Below are 25751 nucleotides of genomic sequence, written 5' to 3' on the forward strand. Positions count from 1 at the left end.
AATGAGAGGAAGCTCTATGAAGATAAAACTCTTGGAAGAGATGTGGAGATGAGGAATCGAGAGATAGAGAGACTGAAGGGACTTAATTAAATACTATTGGCGTTTATGTATATAACAGAACAATTCTGATATGAAGTGAATTACAGTATTTTTTTTTTTAGACTAATGATACTCGGGACACAGTTACTTCGTCTCTACCTAATGACTTTTATCTGCAAATTTTTTATTGATATCCTTTAAAACTGATGAGTTGCATGAAGATAAGAGGAGTGCTTAAATCTATCATAAGCTTAAGCCGGAATTTGAAAATGCTTCCGGCTTATTGTAATTACTTTTATCTTAAAGAGGTAAACCCATTTGGCAACTCGGTACCTAGATTTAATCTAACCAAGGTAGGATTTTAATGCTTTACTCCTGGATGTATGTCTTAATCTTCTTGTAGCTTTCTCTTTGATCTGCCTTACCCGTTCTCTTGTAAGATTAAATTTCTCACCAATTTCTTCCAGGGTCATTGAGTTTTTATTATTCAACCCAAAATACAAACCTATAACCTCTGATTCTCTCGATGATAACGTAGATAAAACCCGCTGTACTTCCATGGTAAGAGAATCAATTATTAACTGAGAATCGGGAGTTGACTCATTTACATCAGAAAGTACGTCTAGCAAGCCATTTTCTTCACCTTGAGTGAAAGGTGCATCCACCGAAACTTGGCGACCGGATACTTTGAGATCTGCAATTACCTCCTCATTGGTTACTCCCATTAATTCTGCTACTTCCTCAGTAGATGGTTCACGTTGGAACTTTTGTTCAAGGTCTGAAAAGGCTTTTGAAATCTTGGTTAGAGAACTAACGCGATTTAAAGGCAATCTTACTATTCGTGATTGCTCTGCTAATGCTTGCATGATTGATTGACGAATCCACCAAACTGCATATGAAATAAATTTAAATCCACGTGTCTCATCAAATTTTTGCGCTGCTTTTATTAAACCCAAATTACCTTCATTGATTAAATCTCCGAGTGTCAGCCCATTATTCTGGTATTGTTTAGCTACTGAAACTACAAAGCGTAGATTGGCTTTCGTCAGTTTTTCTAATGCCACCTGGTCTCCTTCCTTGATTCGCTTCGCAAGCTCCACTTCAACTTCAGCAGTAATCAAATCAACCTTCCCTATTTCTTGTAAATACTTGTCAAGGGATTGGCTTTCACGGTTGGTAATTTGTTTACTAATCTTAAGTTGTCTCATGTATTACTATTTAGTTATAAATTAATTATCGAATAGAAATTTTACAATCCTTTAGCATAAATTTCAAAATCGCTAAATAAATCTGATTTTAGAATATGGTGCCAAAAGAAGAATTATCTCAATATACACAAATAAAGCTATATATCTAAGAAAGGATACATATTAATCGTTCAATTAATATCTGGCTTTCAGCAGCACTTGTCAACATAGTCCAGGACTGATGTGCTAATAAGATTATCAGCGCCTATAATAAAGGAACCATGGTGCATCTGTAGCTCTGATACTTGTATAATAATTATAAAGCTGAAGGGTAAAAAAAAAGAAAACCACTTTACTAGAGTGGCTTTCTTTTGAATCAAATTTCAAATAATATATCTATTAAGATTTCTTAATTCAAGACTTCAACGTTCACCGCATTCATACCTTTTTTACCTCTCTCCATATCAAATTTAACTTGATCGTTCTCACGAATTTCGTCAATAAGACCTGAAGAGTGTACGAAGATATCTTCTTTAGAATCTGATGATGTAATAAAACCAAATCCTTTTGCGTTGTTGAAAAATTTTACTGTTCCTTGCATTGTTTATATATTTATTATTAAAAAACACTAATAGTTATGAATTGACTCCATAAGTAGCACTAATTATTCTGCTAATGTTATCTTAGAAAAGAATGATTATAAATTAAGAAAGGGTGAGAAAAACTGAGGTATGATTAATACAGAGCAGCTAAAAAACACAATAACTTAAATGTTCAGTAAAGTTAAGTATATAATTCGAACATACCTAATAATAGAACAAATATTTTTCTTTTAGTGTCAGGTCTTTTGACCATGATCTACTTAAATGATCTGATTGATGCCATTGCTCTATGCGGCATCAATTATAGTTCAAGCATCTTCTTACCCTTAAAGTATATACAACTCTTTATAATTTATACTGTCAGTTTTAACATTATGTAATGAGCTTAAGAACAGGGTTTAATATTTTTTAAATTTCAGACTTTTTTTTGAGGTGTGTTCAGACTGTCCCTTAAAAGGTAGCAAGAGTTTGAGCAAGAGCAACAGGTTTGTAGCTTTATCAATGTATATTTTACCCTCTTGCTGTTGCACCATACACTTGCTGCCAAATCTCTTACTGTCTCATTGCATCTGATAAGTAAAAAATCTAAACAATTTCTAAGAATAATTTAACCTTTATTCAAAAATTTGGTTTTCCATCCTGGAATTAATATATGAGGAAAACTTCTGTATTTCCATACATCCTGCAAAAAACTGCATAATCCGAATCTACGGTTTTATAACATTTAAGTATCAAGAAATATTTTTATGAAGAAAGAAGCACATATTTCGGGCATTGGTACTGCCCTTCCCTACCCGGTTTCAACAGAAAGAATGCTGGAAATTGATGAAGCAATGAGAAGATTCCATGGTCAACCAGATTCAGTTATCTCCAGAATGAAAAGTTTTGTGAAAGGTACAGGCATCCATACCCGGCATTATTCACATCCTGTCTGGATCGAAACCAATAGATCAATTGATGATTTTGAGGAAGCAAAACGCGTAGCGCTTTCACACGATATTTATACACCTAATGATTTCATCCCACCCTATTGGCAACGTATGGAAGTTTTCAATGATACAGCAATAAAACTTGCTGTTGAAGCTGCCCGCAAAGCACTTGACAATTGGGGAGGAAAAGCTTCTGACGTTACTCATATTATTACGACCTGCACAAGCGGATGGAGCGAGCCCGGTGTTGCTGTTTCTGTTATGGAAGCCTTAGGACTTTCAGATGATTGCCAGAAGGCAGAATTAAATTTTAACGGATGCTTTTGTGGCGCCACTTGCTTAAGAATCGCAAGAGACATCATTCGAGCCGGTGATGCCAAAGCAGTATTGGTTGTTGCTGTTGAAGTTGCCTCATCACATTATGACGTGAATGCCACTGATATTTCTTCACTGGTAGCACATTCCTTATTTGCAGATGGAGCTGCTGCAATAATCCTTTCAGATGAAGGGAAATGGAAGTACACACAAACGGGAATGTCACTTGTACCTAAAAGCCAGCATTTATTAGGATTAGTGCCTCCAACAGGGCCTGATCATACAAGCTATCGCATGACATTAAATCGTGAAGTAGGGAAAAAATTAGGTGAGTATTTCTGCGATGGAGCAGGAAGTAAGATCCTTAATAAATTGCATCCAAATTTGGATAAGCCAACACCGGCACTAGGAATTCATCCAGGAGGACCAAATATATTAGATCATGTTGGAAGTGTATTTTATGGTTTGGGCTGGCCAACAAATGCTCTTCAGTCTTCCTATGATACATTACAAAGCATTGGAAATTTAGGTGCAGCAGCTATGATGTTTGTATTAGCAAGAAGATTGGACACTATAGAAGAAGACGAATTGATTACTCTTGCTTTTGGCCCAGGCGTAACGGTAGAGTGGGCTAAGCTTGAAAAAGTAAGCTCATAAATCAGCAAGAGTGTGAGCAACAACAACAGGTTGTAGCTTTTTATCAAAGCTTTTTTTATCCTGTTGCTGTTGCTAATTACTGTTGCTGAAAATGAAGCAAGAGTGTGAACAAGAGCAACAGATTGTGCTTTTATCAAGCGCCTTTCATCCTGTTGCTCTTGCTCACCACTCTTGCTGTCCCTGTACCCCCGACAGACAATTTGTCGAACCAAATTCTCAAAAGACCTACATATACTCTACTCATTATCAAGCATTTTAAAAAGTCGACTACAAAGTCTCCTAAACTCTACAGTTTCAGGGCAGATTTAAAGTCTATTACCATCAATATACTTTAAGACAATCCCCCAAACAAGAAGAAATATTTCAGGTTTTTTTAAAAATTATTCACATGGCTATAATACAAATCAACTTGAATATTACAAATGCAGAGGAAGTCCTGCATGCAAAAAAGAGCGAGCTTACCAGCTTTATCGCTGATTTGGCTTTAAGTGATAAAAAGATTAAGAAAAAGGTTGAAGAAGAAGTTTGTAAACAGTTAGTAAAACAACTTAAAGAAAAAATAGAAACGGGTTTAATTGAAGAAGGAGTAAAAGCAGAACTAGAGTTTTCCATTATTACAAAAAAGAAAGTCTGATTTCCCTTTAGGTTTATTAAATAATAACATTGTGAGAAAAGATCCTTTACTTCGTTTTGTCCTGATATTATTTGCCGGCTTTCTTTTCTTTTGTGCATTGTATTTTGCCAAAAGTATATTAATACCTTTAAGCTTCTCGGCTTTGCTTTCAATGCTCATTCTCCCTTTATGCAAGAAACTGGAACACTGGAAATTCCCAAGATGGCTAGCTATACTTTCATGTTTTTTGGTAGCAATAATTATTATCGGAGCTTTTGTCACACTATTTATTTTCCAGGTTATTTCCTTTACAGACAATCTTCCCATGTATAAGGAACTTATCAATTCTAAAATCGGACATATTCAGAGATTTTTGGAAGGACTAATAAAAGTTTCTCCGAAAGACCAGACAGCCTTCATGAAGGAAAAAATGTCTGGCTTTATGTCAAACGGTGGTGAGTATATAAAAGTCGCATTTGTAGAAACTACAGGAACTTTTGCAACTATAGGGATTGTGTTTATATGTACATTCTTTTTTTTATATTTCAGAGATAGATTTAAAAATTTTATTTTAAAAATAGCAAACCCTATCTATGAAGAAAAAACACGGATGATTATAACAGCATCAAGTAAAGTAGCTGCAAGATATCTGTCTGGTGTTTTTATAGTGATAATTATCCTGTCTGTTCTAAATTCTGTCGGACTTATGATTATTGGTCTGGACAATGCCATATTTTTCGGAATATCAGTGGCTATATTAAATATTATACCTTATATCGGGGTTCCTATAGGGGCAGTTCTGCCAGTAGTAATGGCCTTGATCACCAGAGAATCCCTTTGGAGTGCAGTCGGGGTAATTGCTGTATTTTCTTTTAATCAGTTTATAGAAAACAATTTCCTCACTCCCAATATTGTTGGAAACAAGGTAAACATAAATCCTCTGGCAACAATAATTGTGTTGCTAATAGGAGGTAATCTATGGGGCGTTTCCGGTATGATCATTTTTCTTCCTTTCCTAGGCGTACTAAAGATTACACTAGATCATGTAAAACCTCTCAACCCATACGCTTATCTGATCAGTACAGATGAAACAGAGACTTCAATTTTAAGTAGAATTAAATCTCTCTTTAACCGAAAGAAATGATGAAAAGGATAGACCCTTTGTCCTTAAGCAATAACCTCTAAACATCTTAATGAACATTTGGTTGATTTTTCAATAGTTTTCTATGAATGAATCTTAAGAACCACCCATTTCTTTCTGCCTTTTTCGGAGTAATTGCGATATTTCTTATAACAGGATTTATCCTTATAAATTTCTTCCTGGACTCTTTCGTAAAAAGTCGGATTGCTAATGAAGTATACAGGTCTTCAAAAGGTCTTTACAGTATAGAAATTAACGATTTAAACACCCGGTTCTGGACTGGTACTGTAAATATGACAAAGGTATTGTTGTATCAGCATTCTACCAGATTGAAAACACTTAAGAGTGAACAACCGGATACAAATATTTCAACTGTAAAACTATACATTCCCGTTTTGCGCATTCGTCGGATAAGGTGGGTAAATTATTTGATAAGCAAAGATCTTCGGGTTGGTACAATAAGTATAAAATCACCTGAAATTCAGGTAAAGGGAAGTACAGTTTCAGAGCAATTCAGAGAAACAAATAAGACATTTATTGAAATACTTCCTGCGATTATTGCTGGCTTTGCCGGCTCTTTAAGAATAGAAGAGATGGATATTGAATCAGGGAAATTAAAGTATGATCTTGAAACCGAACAAAATAAAATTGTGCAAACAGCTGAGAATATCTTTATCGAATTAAATGATATCATAATTGATACTATCCCAAGAAAAAAAATCTTATACTCTGAAGACATCCATATCAGTCTGGGTAATTATCGCTTAAGGTCAAGTGATGACTCATACACATTGGGCATAGATAAGATTGAGGGACAGCTTTCAGATTCGACGCTGCAGTTTAAAAAATTCTATTATTCTAAATCGGATATCATTAATAAAAAGGCTAAAGAAACTGAAGCAGTTTTTGACGAAATAAAAGGAGAACAAGTAAACTTCCGTGATTTCTTTTATAACAAAAAAATATTTATAGGGAAGTTATCATTGGAGTCTCCCCGAATATCAACTATTTTTCATCAGGAAGAAAACAAGCAAAATGTTTCAATAAAGGGTAAGTCAGGGGGGGAAAATAAATTATTTGTTTCCTCATTTGCCTCTGATGTTATCAGATCATTTACGATTAATGATATTGAAGCTCACAATGGAAGTATAAAAAATCTTATTTACACAAATCAAGACTCGATATTTCAGAAAGCAAATAATGTTAACCTTCGAATCATGAAAGTTGCTGGAGAAATAATCGATTCAATCAAATTTAAAAATCCCGACAATATATATTTGGACTTTAGTAATTATGAGTTAACCAGCTTTAATCCTGAAGTAAAAATCTCCGTTGAAAAGACAAATGCCTCTTCCTTTGACTCTACAATAACGATATCCTATTTAGGAATAAATTATAAGGATAAAGAAAACAAGTCCGGAAAGATCTACTTTAATAATTCTGCAAATCATATTTCAGTAAAGGGATTCAACCTGCGTGCTTTTTTTGACGAGGGCAGAGTTAAACTAAAAGAGATAGTTATTAAAGATCCGAAAACAGATTTCCAGACTGTTATAAAAAAAGAAACGACTAAAAAGAAACGACCTGCTTTTGCCAATTTTAACAAGTTCATTAAAGCTCTGGACATAGACAGAATAGCTATTGAGAATGGATCCTTCTCACATACTGCAATTACCGCTGGAGATAGTGTAGTTCACAAGTCAAAAAGTTATGCTCTGAATATAAATGGAATTTCTGCAACAATAGATAATTTACTTCCAGATGTAGCTCAAATATCAGGGGAGTTTAGAGATTATGAATTAAAGTTGGTGAAGGAAAAACTTATCCTTAAGACGGATCTTTGTTCAGTATCATCGCAAACGTCTTCGGCTGTATTAAAAAAATTCAGGATAAGTCAATATAAGCCTCATTCGCAGAAAGAAAATGTATTTAATACCTTTATAAAGGAAATCAGGATAAATCAATTTGATATTAAAAGGACATTGTATAAGTCAGAAATTGTTGCCGGAAAAGTCTTGATGAATAGTATGAACATGAATGTGTTTTTTAAGGAAGGAAAAGGATTGAAGCCTGATTACGCAAAGTTAATGCCGAACGAAATGGCAAGAGCAATTCCATTTTATTTCAGAATAGATAAAGTTATCTTTGATAATGGACAAATAACTTTTATGGAAAAGAAAAATGCGACAGTGCTTTTCACGTTAAATAATACAATTGCTTCCATCTTTAACCTCACGAATGATCCAAAAATCATGACCGATAAAACCCCTGCCCGCCTTATAGGAACGACAATACTGCAAAAGCAAGGAAAGCTTCACTTTAATATTTCAGTACCGCTGATGTCTCCTAAATTTGATTGCAAGTATTATGGAAGAATGGGCCCTATGAGCGCAATTGCTTTTAACAATGTATTCACTTATACTAATATGCAAGCGGAACAAGGTCAGGTCGACTCTGCCTCCTTTAATGTCGGTATACTCAATGGCGTCGCAAACGGAAATTTAAAATTAGTTTATCACGACTTCAAAATAAAAGCATTGGATGAAGAAGGAGAAACAAAAAGAATTAAATCCTTAATCAGTAATTTTATAATAAAAGATGGAAATCCTAATAATAATAAAAATGAGCCGGAGGTAGTAGAAGTACAAGCCACCAGGGAACCTGATGATAGCGTATTTTCTCTGCTTTGGAGGCCTTTAAAAAAAGGGATCATCAGAACTGTAACCAAAGATACTTTTGTACGGAATTAAATCTCCCAAAGCTGGAGTAAAGCATTTAATATATCATCCAATTCCCTGAAAGCCCAAAAATACTATTTAAAAGAACTGCACGAAATACCTATCAAATTATTTGCAATCTTATCCCATAGAATAATTCTCTTTTTTGTTCCCTTCATAAGAGGTTAAGAAAACTTGTACTAACTAGAAATAAAACAAGGTTATTTCCATAAGCTTCTGTTTCTATTCAAAGCTATCATTTATTCCCGTTCGAAAATTTCCACTTGCATTTTTGAGTATTCATTTCAAATTTAAATTATGCAATTCTTGATCAGCAACTTCCTCTTGACTTTCCTGTGCTTCAATCCCAAACTTTCGAAGCATTTTGTAATGAGATCGTACAGCGCCTAAAAAAGTTTTATTTTCCAGGTATGGAACATTAAACTCCTTGGCTGTCTGTTGAACAATAACTGATATTTTCGGATAATGCACATGACAAATTTTAGGAAAAAGGTGATGCTCTATCTGCATATTTAAGCCGCCACAAAACCAAGTGATCCAGACATTGTCTTTAGAAAAATTAGCTGTGGTTCTCATTTGATGTACTGCCCATGCTTCTTCTATATTTCCGTCAGAGTTAGGTATGGGAAATTCAGAATCTTCTACTACATGAGCAAGTTGAAATACGATACCCATAATCCAACCTTCAACGAGATGCATTGCTATGAAGCCAATTATAAACTGCCACCAACTTAACTGAAGTACAAGAAGAGGTAGGGCTATAAATAAAAAATAATAAACAGCTTTAAAGAAGTACATCTTTGCAATTTCTTTTTTGGGATGTTTAAAATTCGTTCCTCCCAAATTGTTTTTATGAATCAATTGGTAGTCCTTATTAAATACCCAGGCGAGACTTGCAAATCCGTAAATCAGAAAAGCATAAATATGTTGATACATCTGAATTTTGCATATTTTATCCTCAAGAGTAATCCTTATAAGACCCGGAGCTATCTCAATATCTCCATCATGACCGGAAATATTGGTATATGTGTGATGAATGATATTGTGACTAATATTCCATACATATGCATTCGCCCCCAGAATGTTAAAAACACAACCTAATGCTCTATTGACATAGGATTTGGACGAATATGCTCCGTGGATAGCATCATGACAAATATTAAATCCTACAAAGGCTGTGAACATTCCCAGGAGGATAGAAAGTAGAAACATGGATAGTAGATTAAATTTATTCGAAAGTATTAAGCAATAAATAAAAATTAACCCGCCAAGAAAGAAAGTAGTTTTAAAATACATGAGCATATTGGCATTTTTGGTAAGCTTTTGCTCTTTGAAATAATCGTCAACTCTTCCTCTTACAGTTGAATAAAATTGAGATTTTCGTGCATCAATAAATCTTACTTTACCTGACATAGTCAATAAACATTTAGCTCTTTTTTAAATATCACATTAGTAAATTATCAGAAGGATAAAACTGTAAAACAGATGAATATGTTTACTTATGTGAGTACCTGTTGCCTATCAAACACAATAAAGGTAAAACTACAATATATGAAATGAGAAACTAAAAGCATGTTGGGAACACGTAGACTTTTACATTACTCAATTCTGTGCTTTCTGGCGCGAGGCATCCTATTATGCCGAATCTGTGAGAAGAGAGTTAATAAATCTTATAATTTTCTTGATTATTATATTTTTTAAGCACCTCATATTCGAAAGCAACCCGTTTATAAAAGCATCTCTGATTAAGTCAGGACTTACCTCTCTCACCGGACTTCAAATGGTAATTTAAACAGGACCATTCTTAGAACATTTCACTTATTAGTATGTTTTTTATATACAACTTAAATCAACCTATGCAAATACCTATTCTTCAAACCTATGAATTAGATTTCTATGATTCAGTAAGACTATATTTAAAGGAAGGCTCTGGTATTTTCGAATATTTACTAAGTAAGCAGAAGTTACATAATGAAAATGGCAGAATATTTATAAGGGGAAAGTTTATTAAAATAGCAACCACGGAAGAGGGAAAATCATCCAATCGCCCAAAAGCCGAAAAATATTACTTTATAGAGAACAACGATATTTCAAAACTAAAAAATCCCAATATACTGGAATTAGATACTGACTCTGATCTTCCGGAATATATTTTGGAAATCAATCAATCCGATATTATAACAATTGAGTTACTCCTTGATTATAGTGTGAGATAAGATTCTCATTTTTTTCAAAACATGACTATCCCTCTAAAACTGGCTGATTTCAAAAAAAAACTGTTATAAAAATATCAATCATAACTTTGGGCTTAAGCAAAAATAGTCGCTTTCAAGCAACAATGGATAATCAAATAAAGCCCTTGGAAAATAGACGAAGGTCCTTTGAGGTTCAATTACTATCTTGATTTAAAAAAATAAAGCCTGAAGTTTCTATAATTTCAGGCTTTATTGATTTGTCAAACAGAATTCATTAAAGAGATTCTATCAATTTATTCACTTTCATACATTCGAACATAAATCTTATAAAATGAATAATATAATTACCTAGCCTAAAACTAAACGACCTGTTCAATAAAGGTAGTATACTATAAATGTCAGTTTAAAAACAAAACAATGACGCTATCATTAAATTGCGTTGTTATCGCTTGTTTAGTACAATCGGATTGTTGCTTTGAAATCAAGCATTCTACCTGATTATACTTTATTTCCAGTTCTTCTCTTCGAGAGAGTAATAAAATATTCTGAAGAATTAGTTCATCCTGCAGACTCTGAATCTCTTTAATTCGTGTACTTAAATATGCACTATATCGTTTAAGTCTTTTACCTTTTTTATTCATTTACAAATGTTCATTTCATTAATAATATAATTGAAGCTTTAGGATATTTGAAGCTTTATGAATGATTTTTTCCAGAGATATTGCGATGATTTTTAGCCTTTCTGTTTCGCTGCCTATTAGATCTTTCACTTATATCGTGTACTATCTCTTTGAAATATATTTTTTTAATCCACTTGTTATTTCACCCTTAGAAGCTATCGGATATCCCTCTGCGATTGGTATAGATTTGTCGATTAGTTTATGAATCCGCTTTAGAAAATTTATCTCATCGGCACAGCAAAATGAAATTGCACTTCCGGATGCCCCTGCTCTACCTGTTCGGCCAATTCTGTGAACATAAGTTTCGGGTTCGTTAGGTATATCATAATTTATAACATGAGAAAGGCTTTCAATATCAATTCCACGGGCTGCTACATCTGTAACAACAAGAGTTCTTATCTTTCCCGCTTTGAAATTTTCTAATGCTCTTTGTCTTGAACCTTGTGACTTATCCCCATGCATAGCATTTGATTTTATCCCTGCTCTGTTAAGCTTATCGGCTAGTCGGTCAGCCTGATGTTTTGTCTTGGAAAAGATTAAGGCGTCAGATATTAATGGACCATTTAATAACTCAAACAATAGGTCCATTTTCTTTTCTTTATCAATAAAATAAAGAAGCTGCTGAATTGATTCAGATGCAGAAGATTCAGCGGCAATCTGAACTTTTACCGGATTATTTAAAAGAGTATCGGCTAATTGTTTTATTTCTCGATTAAGTGTTGCCGTAAAAAAAACAGATTGCTTGTTTACCGGGATTTTCGAAGACAAAAATCTGATATCATGAATAAACCCCATATCCAGCATTCTGTCAGCTTCATCTAAAACCAGAAATTCAATATTGCTTAGATTTATATAACCCTGATCCAAAAGATCCTTTAATCTTCCTGGAGTTGCTATTAAGATGTCTACTCCCCTGTTTAAGGAAGCTACCTGTGCTTTTTGTGAAACTCCACCATAAATTACAGTGTGAGTACATTTGGTATATTTACCGTAAGCACTGAAACATTCTCCTATTTGAACTACTAACTCACGTGTAGGCGATAATATCAAAGCTCTAGGCTTTTTTACCATACCTTGATTTTTATTCTGTAATATCTGAAGTATAGGAATTGCAAATGCAGCAGTCTTACCTGTACCTGTTTGGGCACATGCTAAGATATCTCTTCCTGATAAGATATAAGGAATGGCTTCTTGTTGAATAGGTGTCGGTTCTATATAACCTTCATTATCTAATGCTTCAAGTATTGATGCTATCAGATTTAAATCTTTAAATGATTTTGACATAAAATGTGAACTTGATTGTTATGGGAAGAGAACTAAAGTGGATCTACTTACTAAAAGTAGCTATACTAAAAATAGAAGTCTTCTCGGTGAGAAATAATTTATACTTACAGACAATTAAAACCCATAAAGAGTTCAAACTTTTAGTTAAGGTAATTAAATCTGTATGCTAAGACGTAAGGAAAGGACAACAACAAGGAGAAGAATTTTCGTTGTAGTACGATGCTAATGCTATAACAAAAGTAAGCGATATTATTGACATTTCCTATTTATTTTTTTATTTAGACTCCATTATCTGGCTTTCTGAACAAAGAATATCTACATTTGATTATCTCCAGAAGATAGTATTAGATTTGGAAAATCTCGCTGGTTCTCCTTGATGGTCGCATAAACATCAAATTCTGCCTCCCACTCATAAGATCAATAATATTTTTACTTATAGTTTAAACCTCTTTAAAATGATCATTATCGTATTCTTTTTATTTCATTGGTATCTTTCTTTATTTATGCAGACCTTTTTTCTTCATCGATATGGAGCTCATAAAATGTTTCATATGAATAAATTCTGGGAAAAGGTATTTTATATAAGTCTGTATATATTTCAAGGCTCTTCATTTCTTACACCCAGGGCTTATGGAATCATGCACCGTAAGCATCATGCCTTTAGTGACACAATAAATGATCCTCATTCACCTCATAATCATAAGTCCGTTTTTGGAATGATGTGGACGACCAGAAAAATTTATAATAATTTAGTAGATAGAAAAGACATAGAAGAAGAAAGATTTACTTCTGATATACCTGAATGGAAACTGATAGATAATCTGGGAGAAAATGGATTATCAAGAATAGGTTGGGGCATTATATATATTACCTTCTACATCATTTTTGCCACTCAATGGTGGATGTATCTCTTGTTGCCCGTTCACTTTCTTATGGGTGCTGTTCATGGCGCCATTGTCAACTGGTGTGGGCATAAAGTAGGTTATACTAATTTTAACAATAACGATAAATCCAAAAATTCGCTTATAATTGATTTTATAATGATGGGAGAACTATTTCAGAATAACCATCACAAACACTCTAAGAATCTTAATTTTTCATCTAAATGGTATGAGATAGACCCTTCTTATCCAATCATTAAATTATTCTCTTTTTTTAGAATAATTCGTTTTAAGCCATCTATCATCTAATTCATAAAAGTAAATCTATCTAATTAACAACAAACATAAGCGAACAATGTCTTCAAGATTTGTTCGCTTATATAAGTTAGCTTTGTTTGTTATTTTCTGTTTTCCTGCTGCTTTTTATAGAGTCTTATATTAAATGTCTCTTTAGTTGTTATTTTATCATTAAAGTCTTCTCCTGAAATGGTAATAGACAGATGCCACGGAATAAAAGAAAGATAAAGCCGTCAAAAAAGGATTGGATATTCGCCTTTCAATGAGAGCAACATGATTGGGTAAATCGGATTTTTCCTTAACCCATTCATGACAACCTTCAATGGAAAGTTCTACTTATATGATTACTGGGCTTGAGATAAAAGTAAGAGCCAAAAAAATTTAAAAGCGGCAAACAAAGAATCGAATAATAAACTGTCTCTCATAATTCTCAAAAGATTTGTGTATGGGCCACTGTCAAAAAAAACTAAATATAGTTGCACATGGAAAGTAACATTTTTCATAGGTATTCTCATTAGTTTTTATGTTTAAAGATGATCTCAGATATGCAGCTGTCTTTCGTTATATTAGAACTATCTATCAAGTAAAAATCCGTTTTTTTAAACAGCGGAAATATATCTAGACTGGCGTATTGATCATGAACTAAACGTCATTGCACAATAAATCCAATAGTCCTGAAATGAGTCGGTGTCAATATCTTCATCAGATAAACTCCTGTTCCTAACGGCAGTGAGAAGTTAAGAAGGTAATTCTCTTGTCCATTATAAGAGGCCTTTGAAATTGGAAGACCTTGAGAATTGATAATCTCAATATCTATAGCTTGCTCTTTATCTAAATCAATTTGAGCATTGAATATTCCATTGTTAGGATAGGGAATATGATTCTAAGCCTGGCGCATTTAATTAAGTTAAGGATATATAAGACATATTGTGCGTACTTATAAGATTACTTTTACCAATAACCAGACAATAACGGAGACGGAACGTATCTTTAAGGAACATGAGCTAAAGGCAGTAAAAACAAATTTCATCAAGAAACAAGATAAAACCATTTGCATCTGGACTGTGGCAAGGAATGAAAGCAAACACAAAATATTTACCGAAAGGCTGCTTTTTTTAACTGGAGTTTTAGAATATGAATATTAGGAGAGAAAGCATTTTGCTTTTTTTACTAAACTCACTTATGCTTGATTTTTTTGTGCTATGGATAGATTTCGGCTGAGAGGCTGAGGAATTAGAGAAATTAAAGTTAACAAACTAGGGTGTTTTGACTATCATTCATTAATCAACATTACGGCTTGTGAGCCGCAGGTCGAAATGTTGATTAATTAGCTCTAAAAGAGCACGCCTAACAGGTCTCTTAATCCTGTTAGGCGCTCTTCTTTTGGTAATTTTATTTCCTTTATTTTATAATCTTGTGTTGAACAGCCCCTGTTCCATCATTTAATTCCAATAGGTAAATACCTGCAGGAAGTGAAGAGAAATCCATTTCAAATGCGGCGGCCCCACTTTTTTCAGTAGATAAAACTTCTATTCCTTGCATATTTAAAAGCTTTACTGACAAAGTTTCACTTTTACCCGTATTTGGAATAATATGAAGAAGACTTTGAACAGGATTTGGATAAACTGCAAATTCATTTTCATCTGCATTTTTCACTGATGAAACTACGCCTGTTACTGTTCCCTGTACATCTAACGTTTTAAATTCAGCAGTAGAAGCGCTAATAACCACTTTGTCATTATAGCTTGATGCATTAGCAGTGGCAGCCAATCGAATGTAAATTCTTTTTGACGCAATATTTCCACTTACAGGTGCCAGGCTTAAACTATTTGAATAGCCTGTGGTTGCCGAAAAAGACAATTCAAATCCTGCCGGGGCAGTTATAGTCATGCTTTCTGTCAGGTTAAATCCTTTTACATTAAAGGACTGACTAGGTGAAACAGATCCATATTCAGCTTGGAATGGGCTCAAAGAAGGCTTGGATATCTTTCTGATATTATTATATTCAGAAATATAAATATTACCATTAGACCCCACTACCAAAGCATTAGTAGCACTGAAAGTAGCTGAGGATCCCAGACCATCTGCAGTACCGGAGGTTCCCGTTCCCGCAATAGTCGTGACGATGCGAGCAGGTGTCATTTGTCTGATTTTGTAGTCCAGACCATCTGCTATGTAAAAGTTGCCATCTTTACCCCTTGTAATACCTGATGGGTAATAAAAACCTGCAGAAGATCCTACTCCATCTGCGCCAGAAGTGCCGCCGCCCGCAAACACACTGTATTCATTATTTGGTGTTATTTTTACTATTTGATGATAATTGTTATCAACCACATAAATATTCCCGGCATCATCAAGAGCAATTCCTTTCGGATTTTTGAAATAAAATGGAAGAGATGTAACTACGCCTTCCGGACTAATTTTTCGAATCTTGTTATTCCCTACATCGCATAGATAAATGATACCCGACACATCAATAGCCATCATTGAAGGGTTATAAAATAAAGCCTGGCTTCCAGTTCCGTCAGCATTTCCAGAGAATGATCCCCCAACGAATGTTGATACAATGCCATCCGGTGTAATTTTTCGAATTACATTGTTGCCATATTCGGAGACATATAGGTTTCCGGCAGCATCAAAAACTAATCCTTGAGGGTTGTTAAATGTTGCAGTAGCTACTGGTCCATTCGCAGCCCCTTTAGTTCCGGTACCTGCATAGGTAGTTACTTCACCATCTGGAGTAATTTTTCTAATTCTGTGATTAGTGTAATCTGCTACAAAAAGATTGTCATTTTTGTCTAGTGCAAGACCATAAGGGGTATTAAACCTTGCATCCACTCCTTTACCATCCTGAAGACCTGATGTTGCTGTACCTGCAAGTGTAGAAACAATAGGATCAAAGTGAATAACTGATTTCATTGGTGATACATATGCCTCAACAGGAATTCTCAGAATTTCCGCTCCTAAAGATGAAACAATTATTGTATCAAATATGGCCCCCACAGGAGCTGTAGATTTTGTTCTTATTGATAAAGTGAAATTCGCAGTTCCGTTTGTAGGAATAATACTCAAACTGTTTAAAAAAGATACATAGGAGGAAACTTCCAGATTAGCAGTACCCGTTACAACCAGATTATTGGTAAGTGCAGCAGCGATTACCGGGAAATCAACTTTAGCTGAAGGAGAACCTTGTATTCCATATAGCCCAGGCATTTGATATGCACTTAACTTTCTGATTTTACCACTTCCTACGTCAGCTACATAAACATTTCCTTTTAGATCAGTAGTGAGCCCTTGAGGAGAACTAAAAACAGCACTGGTACCAACACCATCCACTGATCCTGAACTCGAAGCACTTCCTCCCAGTGTTACGACAACACCTGTTGGCAATATCTTTCTAATCATATAATTATTCATATCAGAGACATAGATATTGCCTTCAGCATCTACGGTAAGCGCAGAAGGGTAATTAAACTTTGAGCTTAATGCATTTCCATCAAGATATCCTGCTGAAGTTCCTGCAATAATAGAAATTGTACCATCAGCAGTTATCTTCTTAATCTTTTGATTTGATTGATCAGCTACATAAATATTTCCATTTAAATCAGCAGCTACTCCGGAAGGATAGTTGAAAGAAGTTGCTCCTACTGTGGAGACGATCAGGTCAGTGCTGATCTTTCTTATTTTACTGTTATTTTTATCTGCTACAAAAATATTTCCATAGATATCAATTGCTATGCCGCTTGGATTATAAAATTGGGCTGAAGCTGCTGCTCCTTCAAGAGATCCTGAAGTGCCTGTTCCTGCAATAGTACTTACCTCTCCATCCTGAGTTACCTTTCTTATTCGGTGGTTATTTGAATCTGTGATATATAGATCCCCATTTTTGGCTATTGCAATACCAGATGGATAACTAAATTTAGCTTCAATGCCTTTTCCATCAGCAAAACCACTTGTGCCAGCACCTGCCAGAACAGTTATGGTTCCATCTTTGGAGATTTTTTTAATTACATGGTTCGAGCCATCCGCAACAAATAAATTTCCGTCAGAATCTGCTACTACGCCAACAGGCTTTAATCCTGAAGCAATTGTACTAACATATATTCCCTTCATAATAGTCGGAGAAGCAGTATTGGGAATTGTTTCCCCTGTAAAATTCAATATTACATCCTGGGCTCCTGATGATGTAATGGAAATGGTTCCATTGTTTGTCCCAGGTTTAGCTGTGTTAGAGATTCTTATAAAAATTTCTACTGATATAATCGAACCGTTTGTGGCTGTTAAATTTAATGAACTGGCAAAGCCTGATGTTGATGAAAGAGATACTTCGTAACCATCTGAAGCAAGTATGTTTAAATTTCCAGTTAAAGAAGTGGCGCTTATAGCAATGGATTGATTAGTTGATGGATAATTTTGAACGGATGAAAAGGCTTTAAAAGAAACTGGGGCTATTTTTCGAATACAACTATTATCCGACACATAAAGAGCACCATCAGGACCAAATTCTACATCACTGACAGATCTGAAAGATGATTTACCACTAAGACCATCTGTATATGCAGAAGTACCATTGCCTGCAAAAGTAGATACAATGCCATCTGGAGATATTTTCCTTACTCTATAATTGTAACAATCTGCAACATATATATTACCAGATGCGTCAAGAGTGAGACCACTTGGTCTATCAAATTTGGCAGTGGCTGCACTCCCATTTGCAAAACCTTCTTCACCTGTTCCTGCTACAGTTGTAACAACACCTTGAGGTGTCACTTTTCTAATCCTGCTGTTTAGGTAATCGGCTACATACAAGTTGCCCTGAGCATCAATATCTATTCCCATTGGCATATTAAAGCTTGCTGCAGTTCCTGTACCATCAGCAAATCCTGCCACGCCATTGCCAGCAAAAACAGTTACAAGTCCCTGTGGTGTTATCTTTCTGATCTGGTGATTGAATTCGTCAGTAACAAATAAATTTCCATTTTTATCAAAAACAGCACTATATGGTTGGTTAAACTTTGCCGACCCTCCGACACCATCTACATTGCCATAGTCAAGGCTTCCTGCAAAAGTTGTTACATTGCCCGAGGTAGAAATTTTTCTTATCTGGTGATTTCCATTGTCTGCAACATAAGCAATGCCGTCAGTGGAAAAAATAAGATCGGTAGGCTGGCTGAATTTGGCAACAGAAAGATTACCGTTTGCAAAACCCTGAACTCCATTTCCTGCATAAGTACTTACCACGCCATCCGGAGTTACTTTTCTGATGATGGATCTGTTTATGTTGTCTGCAACATAAAGGTTACCTTTTTGGTCAAAAGCCAAGCCCATGGGATCAAAAAATTGTGCAATACTTTTTGGACCATCGGTATACCCGGAAAGACCCGTTCCCGAGAATGTTGTCACCTGATTGTCTAATGTAATCACCTGGCCTTTTACCTTTACCTGTAAAAGTAAAAGCAAGGCAAAAATTACTTTTAACTTCTGAACTGAATTAATCTTAATCATGATTTTTCATTTAGTCACTATAAAAATATTTTTAAAAAATATATACGTTAAAATCTGTATTTTTTTTACAAATGTAAAAATAAGTGTTCAACTGCGCAATTTGGTGTAGAATATACGGGCTTTTTAGAATTGGGGTTGGTAAGTATAGAGCGTTTAAATTCTGAAAAATAATTGGAAAGGTGCAGCCGCTATAGGTTATACAATGTTATCTTCAGTTTCTTTGTTTCTCAAACCATTCAAGTTGATTTTTTATTCGCTTGAGAATATTCTCGTCAGAATCTCCATGAATGTCTCTTAATCTAAAATTTTCTTTTGCAGGATCACCCTTGTCCATAAACTCCATAATGCCTAAATTGAAAAGAGCCTGCCCAAACCTTTGATCATAATGTTTAGCCAAATAGTCAGAAATTAAATTTAGTATTTCCTGATGTTCCTGTTTAGGGTTTGATTTATTCCATTCAAAATCAAATTCATCTTGATTAATTTCAAATTCTTTGAATTCATCTAAATCTAATGGTTGGCTTCCAAGTCCTCCATAATCATCAAATCTTTTATCTAAATGATATTTCAGTCGGTTCCCATTATCATACAATTCAATTTGTTTAACAGCATACCCGTTATCCTCCACTTCAAAATACCAAATAGATGTTCCCCATGAATCAAATTCATCACCTCTTGTTTCATTCCATTTTCTTTTGAAGTATCTATTCATTTTATTAAAGATAACGTCGATTATAAAAAAAAGTGCCAGGATTTAAAGAGCGTCCCTACCCTCTAGTAGCCCGCCAGCATGGCCATAATTTACAATTAAAATCCATGCGAGTTTTATAGATCATCAGTTAACTCTTCTTCTGAAGCCAGGCATTTTTTTTATATAATGTTGCCTGAAGCGCTAATTTATTAAATCGCCGTAGGAAATTCTTTAGCTACTAGTTCATCAAGGGATTCTTGTGGCTCTTGATTCTTCATTCTATTTAAAATTGCCATTGTTTCCCTATATTCCATAGCTTCTGGTAATCTTATAAACTCAGCATCAATTCCCAATTCTTTTATTTTTGCCTCAATCTCTTCAATTGACACATTAAAGAATTCACGTTTAGAATTAATCATATTCACTTTTCTATCAGAAAAAGCTTTATGCAATTCATTCTCTAAAGTCGGTGCTTCGTCAGAGAAAATCATAGAATGTATATCAAATTGAAATGGAACAGATGCATCTCCAAGCTCTTTTACCCTGTCAGTCGGTTCTAACCTCCTTGTCATTCCAATCTTAAATACATTCTCTCCAAATGAACCAATATTAGAAATTATATAAACATGCCCCCTTTTAGTTTGTTGAGCCATAGATAGGGCTCTCTCTTTTCGCTCATGTGCCTCCTTTAATTCATTTTCAAGTAATTCAATTTTCATTAGTAGCTTTTGTTGCTTTTCACCCGTTAATTCTGCCACCTCTTTTCGAGCCTTTTCTAACGCCTTTTGATAATTCGCTTCATCTTTTTCAGCTTGCTTTTGAGCTTGTTCAAACTCTCTTCTTGCTCTTTCTTCATCTCTTAATTCTTCTTGAGCCAACCTTAATGTCTCTTTTTCCTTTTGTCTTTTAAGCTGATATTCATGTTCAAGGATTAACTCTTGTATTTTTAATTCTAAATATGGTCTTTGAATTGATGCTGTATAATTATCGCCTAATTTATTTATTGCTTCAAATGATTTATTAATGCGTTCTTTCATTTGGTTTACATTGTTCCATTTTACTTTCGCAATCAATGCATCACATTCTCCATTAAATGCTCTCAGCATCAATTTAAGGACCTTTTTTGTTATTGCACGTCCCTTGGCCTCACTACCCTCCACACTCCAACTTGTCCTGCAAACTGCTGCCGTTTCATTAGCTATAAGTTGCTTTTGCTTTTCAATAATATTGTTTTGTTCAGCTCTATAGTCATCCGACTTTTCGAAATCATAAACAGGTTCATATATTCCAAATTCTACAAGGTCAAGCTTATTTTCATATACCCCTATTTCTTTACGTAAATTAGTATATATGCTTAAGGCTGTTCGATAATTAGCTTTTAAATTTTCATATTCAGTTTCAACTGTAAGAATCTCATTATTTTTAGCAGAAATTTCAGATTGCAATTTCTGCTTGATAGTTTCCGCTTCTTTTTCAACATCAATAATTGGCTTGTATTTTTCAAGCTGTTGTTTAAGGAACCTGATTTCTTCAAACTCCTTCTTCTTTAAAAAGTCAAAAAGTCCCATAATATTATGTTAAGGTTGATAATGTTATCGCATTTCAGGCAACGATTCGTGTATGAAATGTGCCGGGTTTAAAAGTACTGAACTATCCACTAGCACTGAAACCCCGCACACCTTTTAAAAATAAACAAAATAGCGGGATTTAGAAGCATTGCTCCTTCCTAAACATTATTACCCCGGTATATTTTATACACAATGTTAGCGATAGTTATTTTTATAGATTTCCAAATGTCCCGTTCAGAAAAATTGGTCCTTCTGAGATCGCTGTATACTTAGAGAATGCCTTTGTTTCAGTGGTTCGATACCCGCGCACTACTTCATTCAATCTATTGATTAAAAATTGGAAATTATTGTCTCTCTTTGGAGTTATATAAATTGAATCAGCATCATCTCCATACCAATACCTTATCTGCCCTTTAGCTCTATTCATATAAAGTAACAATCCGTGATTTAATATTGAAATTAAATTTATCAGGTTTTGTTTTGGGTAAATTTTACTTAATTCAATAAACTTATTAATAAGAGTTTGTGGATGAACTCCAAGTTCTCCGCAAAATGCAAAGTAGAAAATTTGGTCGGTTCTTTTTTTATCCTGATTAAACTCCTCTTCTTTGGTGCACTCAAATGCTCCCGTATTACCGTAATGTCTAAATGAAACAGTTTCATCAGGAACAAGAACACCTTTAGAAGGAATCGCAAATCTTCTTAAAGATTTAACCGATTCAGTTTTTCTAAATATATCTTCCAACTCCGAGTTATTCAATGTACTTTTTATTTCTCCAACCGCAATAACTCCTTCACAAGGATAATAAGTTGTTTCAGGGTTATCATTTATTGAAAATACTGGACAAAGGTGTTTTTCGAACAAAATTATATCCATTTGCTTACTAGTTCCACCAAAACTATCAATAACACATCCACTTCCAACTCCAACCATTGGCGGTAACAAAGTCTCCAGCTTCTGGCGAGTAATTTTCTCTCTAGCGCTTCCAACAAGTCCTGGTGTAGTCGCTTGTCCAGCAAATGAAAAGTTATTAATTAGCTCGTAAGCTAAATGTTTTAAAAATGCATTTATATCAAACTTCTGTTGCATACTCCATTTATAATTATCACTAACGTTGATATATGACTCGGTGGGGAATTTTAAAGCAGTAAAGTATCCCACGAGACACTGTGAAAATAATGAGAAAAAGCCTGACAAACAATGCCCGCCCCCACTGAGGTATATATACTGTTAGCGGCTGCCCTACTGTATGTCCGAAGATGTTCCATTGGATCATTCATTGAGTCCGATTGGCGTTAAAACAGTTGTCACGAAATGTTGAATAGAACCATTGTCCTCATGATATTGATATGGAATCTTGTCAAATTCATTCCAGGCGTCTTGTAATGCTGCTAAGTATTCATTTGTTCTTTCTGGAACTCCAAAATCAACACCTTTAGGATTTAAAAATAATTTCTCTAACCATTGTCGTGCAGTTGTAGCCGCAATGTTGTCGGGATAGTGAGAGAACTTAAAGTAAGTTGAAAGTATTAAATCTAGTTGCCTTCGTCTAAACCAAACAGAAATTTTTGAATTGTCAGCTTGGCAAATTGAATGAACACACCATCCTAAACACCTGATAGTATCAATTACACGATTGTCTGTTTCCTGCTCCTTTGCCAAATCAAGCCAGTTGGTCATTATTGAGAATTGCTCGTAAATCATTTTATGAGCAAACGAAGGGTATTCAGAATTTCCTTCGTAGTCATTAGGAGAAGGAATTATTTCTATCAGAAGGTCGGTGAAATGCCTGAAATAAAAAAGCCACATATGCCACTCACTGTCTCGGTAAATAGTTTCTCTTACCATGTAGTTAAAATAAACAATAGCAATGTAAATTTTTTGATTCCAAAGTTCTGATTCTAAATCATGGTCATATTTCTTTGTCAAAAATTCTTTTTGTACTGAATCGTGCTTTAAAGATTTAACAGCTTCCTCGCCAACTGGATACCAAACATAATTTTCTGAGGCTACTTTTGTATGAGCAAAAAGTGAGAATAGGATTGGAATGTCATAATTCTTGTTCATTTCCAATACTGATGAGTTTGTCCCGTTCATAATTTTTAATTCCTGAATCAGTAATTGGTTTTTGTTTTCAAACAAGCATTCAATATAAAGCTTGACAAGGTCTTCGTTAGAAGATTCTTTTGTTTCCATTCCACTAAAAGCTGTTGCAAAAAGTTCTGGGTATTTATTTGCTGTCTTACGAACAAAATTTTCGTTCTGAATTATGTGTCCATAAACCCATGAGGCAAATAATATTCTCTTCGGTTCTACCAATTTATCGTATGCTTTGTCTTTGTCGGTTCGTCTTCTTAAGATGATGTCAATGCTTTCCTTTTGTGGAAGGTGCGATATTCCTTGAAGATATTTTCTTATGTCCTTAATGTGATACTTGGTTATGTAGTTTACCAAAAGGTCAATCTCATTTTCCTTTAAATAAGTTTCGTAAAGTGCAATCATGCTTTTTAATCGGCTTGCAGAAAAGTAGCCGAATGACACTTTGACAATTGGAAAAAATATTATCGTCAAGGCTATCATGTAAGCCCATGTTGAACTTGGCAAACCATTGTCAACTGTGAAAATTGAAAGACACGGAAACCAGTTAGCCATTAACCAGTCAAAACACATCAGGTAATGAATAACAAAAAGGGAAGCGATGAAAACTCCAATTTCAAATTTTGAAAAGAAAAGTAAAATAAACCGTCTTTCCTTACTTGGGATAATTGCCCAAACTGCAAGTGCTAATCCTAAAATTGTAAGAAAGTCCGATGGTTGCATTTGTCTATATGATTGTTTTTCTGTTTATTCAAAATTCGTCAGTTCAAACTTAGCACTCTTGTTATAGGGTTGCCGCTAACCCCAGTATATGCGCTATTTAAATTTACCTTTAAAATTTAATAATCAAATTTAAATAGCGCATATACGTTGTTATAAGCTGGCCGCGATCACACGCCCCTTTGAATTTCAAATATTTAGATATGACTTTGCTATCTCTTCTGCTTTTCGTCTTGCACTTGTTCCACCAATAAATCTTGAACTATAGTTATTCGAGCTGTCAATGGTCACTTCATCGTTCTCCATATCGTATACCGCCCACCACCAATAATTTTCGTCCATCAATTCAGCTCTCAACATAAGTCCGGCCCATTGTGCAGTGCAGTCATCTGACAAGTCTCCCGTCCATTCAATTGATCCCGTGACCAATCTTTGTCTTTCCTTTATTTTAATAATTCTCAGTTCGCTTTTTGTTAAATCAATTCCTTTCAGTTTATCAAAGTCCGCGAAAGAAATAAGTAGCCCAAAATGTCCCGCCTCCTTTTTAATTGACACACCACCAATTCTTAGAATAACACCTTCATAACCATCAGTAACTAAAATCTTGTCGCCTGCAAGAATTGCTTCCTTGTCACTAGTAATTCCAGACAGTACGTGTCCTCTATCTGTGATTTTAAAAATGTCTTTGATTTTAAATGTCGACATAGATAGTCTAATCTTTCCTAGCGGCTTGCTTATAACATTTGAATATCCGCCATATGGCGTATATTTTTCTTTTATCACTAATCTATCTAATTTTTAAATTTCACAACGTCCTCAAATAATCATCAGATGTAGATGACCAAATTGCCAACTTGAAATTTCCAGAGCAGAACCGGATAAATTGATCCAACAATGGTCTTTTATAAATGTGATAATTAAATACCATAAAATCCGCTTACCTGAAAAGTTCTGTCTTAGAGGCATGGATCATAGTTTCATCATGATTCTGTATTAAAAATATCCTCTTGTCTGATTGCATTTCCCCTAATCTTCAAAATATCCCCGTCAACAAATATATAAAATGTGTTACAACTTACGATATTTCCCGAGCTAAGTTACCTGAAACATAAAGAATTAAGTATTTTTCACAATCCAATCTCAATAAATACCACTCAATAAAGGAAGTCACGCAAAATCCTTAAAAACTGCCATCCGCCGCTATCTTAAAGGCTTTCCCCTCCCTCCCCACTGCTTAAGCCCATCCCCATAATACTTCAATAAAATCCTCTCAGTCATAAGCCTCCCCCATTTTTGCTTTAGCCTCGAGTTTTCAGGCTATAGCCTGAGGCCTCCAGGCTTTAGCCTCACCGTTCCAGGCTTACTCCTGGAGTCTCCAGAAGCCTCCTGATAATTCCGGGAGCGCTCCTGACGCTTCCGGGGATACTCCTGGCTCTTTCAGTGGGCTGCTGAAAGGTCCAGGAGTAAGCAAAAAGACAGGAGGCTAAAGCCTGAGAATCCCAGGCTATAGCCTCAGACCTGTGTCGTCCTAAAAAAAGTTTACAGTTTGGATTGGTAATCCGATTATAAATTTACACTTTTTTATTAATCCTAAAATCGCTTTACATTTGA

18 protein-coding genes are annotated in these 25751 nt (G+C 34.7%); 6 read left to right on the forward strand and 12 right to left on the reverse strand.

The features are described from left to right. Window positions 1-383: 383 nt before the first annotated feature. Both K350_RS0126235 and K350_RS0126240 read right to left on the reverse strand, forming a co-directional pair. Entirely contained in the window at window positions 384-1247 is an 864-nt protein-coding gene (locus K350_RS0126235; RefSeq protein WP_028982458.1) for a sigma-70 family RNA polymerase sigma factor, read from the reverse strand. A 388-nt stretch (window positions 1248-1635) separates the two neighbouring features. Further along, the gene (locus K350_RS0126240) at window positions 1636-1827 is read right to left on the reverse strand and encodes a cold-shock protein (protein WP_028982459.1); all 192 of its coding nucleotides are present in this window, start codon (window positions 1825-1827) and stop codon (window positions 1636-1638) included. Between the two features lie 747 nt (window positions 1828-2574). Here K350_RS0126240 and K350_RS0126245 point away from each other — a divergent pair. The 4 genes from K350_RS0126245 (at window position 2575) to K350_RS0126260 (ending at window position 8233) form a co-directional block, all read left to right on the forward strand. Beyond that, a complete protein-coding gene (locus K350_RS0126245; RefSeq protein WP_028982460.1) occupies window positions 2575-3729 on the forward strand; it encodes a beta-ketoacyl-[acyl-carrier-protein] synthase family protein in 1155 nt (384 codons plus the stop codon). Between the two features lie 388 nt (window positions 3730-4117). Beyond that, the gene (locus K350_RS0126250; RefSeq protein ID WP_028982461.1) at window positions 4118-4363 is read left to right on the forward strand and encodes a hypothetical protein; all 246 of its coding nucleotides are present in this window, start codon (window positions 4118-4120) and stop codon (window positions 4361-4363) included. 31 nt (window positions 4364-4394) lie between these two features. After that, window positions 4395-5486, forward strand: a complete 1092-nt coding sequence (locus K350_RS30515; protein ID WP_162144221.1) for an AI-2E family transporter — start codon at window positions 4395-4397, stop codon at window positions 5484-5486. Window positions 5487-5572: 86 nt separating this feature from the next. After that, entirely contained in the window at window positions 5573-8233 is a 2661-nt protein-coding gene (locus K350_RS0126260) for a hypothetical protein (RefSeq protein ID WP_028982462.1), read from the forward strand. A gap of 267 nt (window positions 8234-8500) precedes the next feature. Here the strand turns inward: K350_RS0126260 and K350_RS30520 are convergent, their stop codons facing one another. Continuing rightward, a complete protein-coding gene (locus tag K350_RS30520; RefSeq protein WP_037577304.1) occupies window positions 8501-9634 on the reverse strand; it encodes a fatty acid desaturase family protein in 1134 nt (377 codons plus the stop codon). A 443-nt stretch (window positions 9635-10077) separates the two neighbouring features. Here K350_RS30520 and K350_RS0126270 point away from each other — a divergent pair, with 443 nt between their 5' ends. Then, the gene (locus tag K350_RS0126270; RefSeq protein ID WP_156027210.1) at window positions 10078-10437 is read left to right on the forward strand and encodes a hypothetical protein; all 360 of its coding nucleotides are present in this window, start codon (window positions 10078-10080) and stop codon (window positions 10435-10437) included. 761 nt (window positions 10438-11198) lie between these two features. Here K350_RS0126270 and K350_RS30525 read toward each other — a convergent pair. Then, complete coding sequence (locus K350_RS30525; RefSeq protein WP_051313756.1) at window positions 11199-12380, reverse strand: DEAD/DEAH box helicase; 1182 nt, start codon at window positions 12378-12380, stop codon at window positions 11199-11201. A gap of 455 nt (window positions 12381-12835) precedes the next feature. Between K350_RS30525 and K350_RS0126285 the strand changes: the two genes are divergently transcribed. Next, window positions 12836-13570, forward strand: coding sequence for an acyl-CoA desaturase (locus tag K350_RS0126285; protein WP_028982465.1), 735 nt, complete (start codon window positions 12836-12838; stop codon window positions 13568-13570). A gap of 637 nt (window positions 13571-14207) precedes the next feature. Here the strand turns inward: K350_RS0126285 and K350_RS33160 are convergent. From K350_RS33160 to K350_RS33165, 8 genes are all read right to left on the reverse strand, one after another. Further along, window positions 14208-14435 carry a T9SS type A sorting domain-containing protein gene (locus K350_RS33160; RefSeq protein ID WP_081671162.1) on the reverse strand — a complete coding sequence of 76 codons (228 nt, stop codon included), beginning with the start codon at window positions 14433-14435 and terminating at the stop codon, window positions 14208-14210. Window positions 14436-14959: 524 nt separating this feature from the next. Further along, window positions 14960-19063: an NHL domain-containing protein gene (locus tag K350_RS0126295; protein ID WP_028982467.1), complete on the reverse strand. Its 4104-nt coding sequence runs from the start codon at window positions 19061-19063 to the stop codon at window positions 14960-14962. Window positions 19064-19274: 211 nt separating this feature from the next. Continuing rightward, window positions 19275-19775 (reverse strand): hypothetical protein, encoded by a 501-nt coding sequence (locus K350_RS32770; protein ID WP_211236783.1) that lies wholly within the window; start codon window positions 19773-19775, stop codon window positions 19275-19277. A 188-nt stretch (window positions 19776-19963) separates the two neighbouring features. Continuing rightward, window positions 19964-21322, reverse strand: a complete 1359-nt coding sequence (locus K350_RS30535; protein ID WP_051313758.1) for an SNIPE associated domain-containing protein — start codon at window positions 21320-21322, stop codon at window positions 19964-19966. Between the two features lie 211 nt (window positions 21323-21533). Further along, complete coding sequence (locus tag K350_RS0126315; RefSeq protein ID WP_156027212.1) at window positions 21534-22412, reverse strand: DUF6602 domain-containing protein; 879 nt, start codon at window positions 22410-22412, stop codon at window positions 21534-21536. 183 nt (window positions 22413-22595) lie between these two features. Further along, window positions 22596-24143, reverse strand: a complete 1548-nt coding sequence (locus tag K350_RS0126320) for a hypothetical protein (protein ID WP_028982469.1) — start codon at window positions 24141-24143, stop codon at window positions 22596-22598. A 186-nt stretch (window positions 24144-24329) separates the two neighbouring features. Next, entirely contained in the window at window positions 24330-24923 is a 594-nt protein-coding gene (locus tag K350_RS0126325; RefSeq protein ID WP_028982470.1) for a hypothetical protein, read from the reverse strand. Between the two features lie 22 nt (window positions 24924-24945). After that, window positions 24946-25068, reverse strand: coding sequence for an NIF family HAD-type phosphatase (locus tag K350_RS33165; RefSeq protein WP_081671156.1), 123 nt, complete (start codon window positions 25066-25068; stop codon window positions 24946-24948). Between the last annotated feature and the right edge of the window lie 683 nt (window positions 25069-25751).

The organism is Sporocytophaga myxococcoides DSM 11118, assembly GCF_000426725.1.
GTDB classification, from domain to species: domain Bacteria; phylum Bacteroidota; class Bacteroidia; order Cytophagales; family Cytophagaceae; genus Sporocytophaga; species Sporocytophaga myxococcoides.

Excerpts from the sequence above, each read along its gene's own strand:
- K350_RS0126235 (WP_028982458.1), bottom strand. The coding sequence starts at position 1,247 with ATGAGACAACTTAAGATTAGTAAACAAATTACCAACCGTGAAAGCCAA.
- K350_RS0126240 (WP_028982459.1), bottom strand. The coding sequence starts at position 1,827 with ATGCAAGGAACAGTAAAATTTTTCAACAACGCAAAAGGATTTGGTTTT.
- K350_RS0126245 (WP_028982460.1), top strand. The coding sequence starts at position 2,575 with ATGAAGAAAGAAGCACATATTTCGGGCATTGGTACTGCCCTTCCCTAC.
- K350_RS0126250 (WP_028982461.1), top strand. The coding sequence starts at position 4,118 with ATGGCTATAATACAAATCAACTTGAATATTACAAATGCAGAGGAAGTC.
- K350_RS0126260 (WP_028982462.1), top strand. The coding sequence starts at position 5,573 with ATGAATCTTAAGAACCACCCATTTCTTTCTGCCTTTTTCGGAGTAATT.
- K350_RS30520 (WP_037577304.1), bottom strand. The coding sequence starts at position 9,634 with ATGTCAGGTAAAGTAAGATTTATTGATGCACGAAAATCTCAATTTTAT.
- K350_RS0126270 (WP_156027210.1), top strand. The coding sequence starts at position 10,078 with ATGCAAATACCTATTCTTCAAACCTATGAATTAGATTTCTATGATTCA.
- K350_RS30525 (WP_051313756.1), bottom strand. The coding sequence starts at position 12,380 with ATGTCAAAATCATTTAAAGATTTAAATCTGATAGCATCAATACTTGAA.
- K350_RS0126285 (WP_028982465.1), top strand. The coding sequence starts at position 12,836 with ATGATCATTATCGTATTCTTTTTATTTCATTGGTATCTTTCTTTATTT.
- K350_RS0126295 (WP_028982467.1), bottom strand. The coding sequence starts at position 19,063 with ATGATTAAGATTAATTCAGTTCAGAAGTTAAAAGTAATTTTTGCCTTG.
- K350_RS32770 (WP_211236783.1), bottom strand. The coding sequence starts at position 19,775 with ATGAATAGATACTTCAAAAGAAAATGGAATGAAACAAGAGGTGATGAA.
- K350_RS30535 (WP_051313758.1), bottom strand. The coding sequence starts at position 21,322 with ATGGGACTTTTTGACTTTTTAAAGAAGAAGGAGTTTGAAGAAATCAGG.
- K350_RS0126315 (WP_156027212.1), bottom strand. The coding sequence starts at position 22,412 with ATGCAACAGAAGTTTGATATAAATGCATTTTTAAAACATTTAGCTTAC.
- K350_RS0126320 (WP_028982469.1), bottom strand. The coding sequence starts at position 24,143 with ATGCAACCATCGGACTTTCTTACAATTTTAGGATTAGCACTTGCAGTT.
- K350_RS33165 (WP_081671156.1), bottom strand. The coding sequence starts at position 25,068 with ATGGTATTTAATTATCACATTTATAAAAGACCATTGTTGGATCAATTT.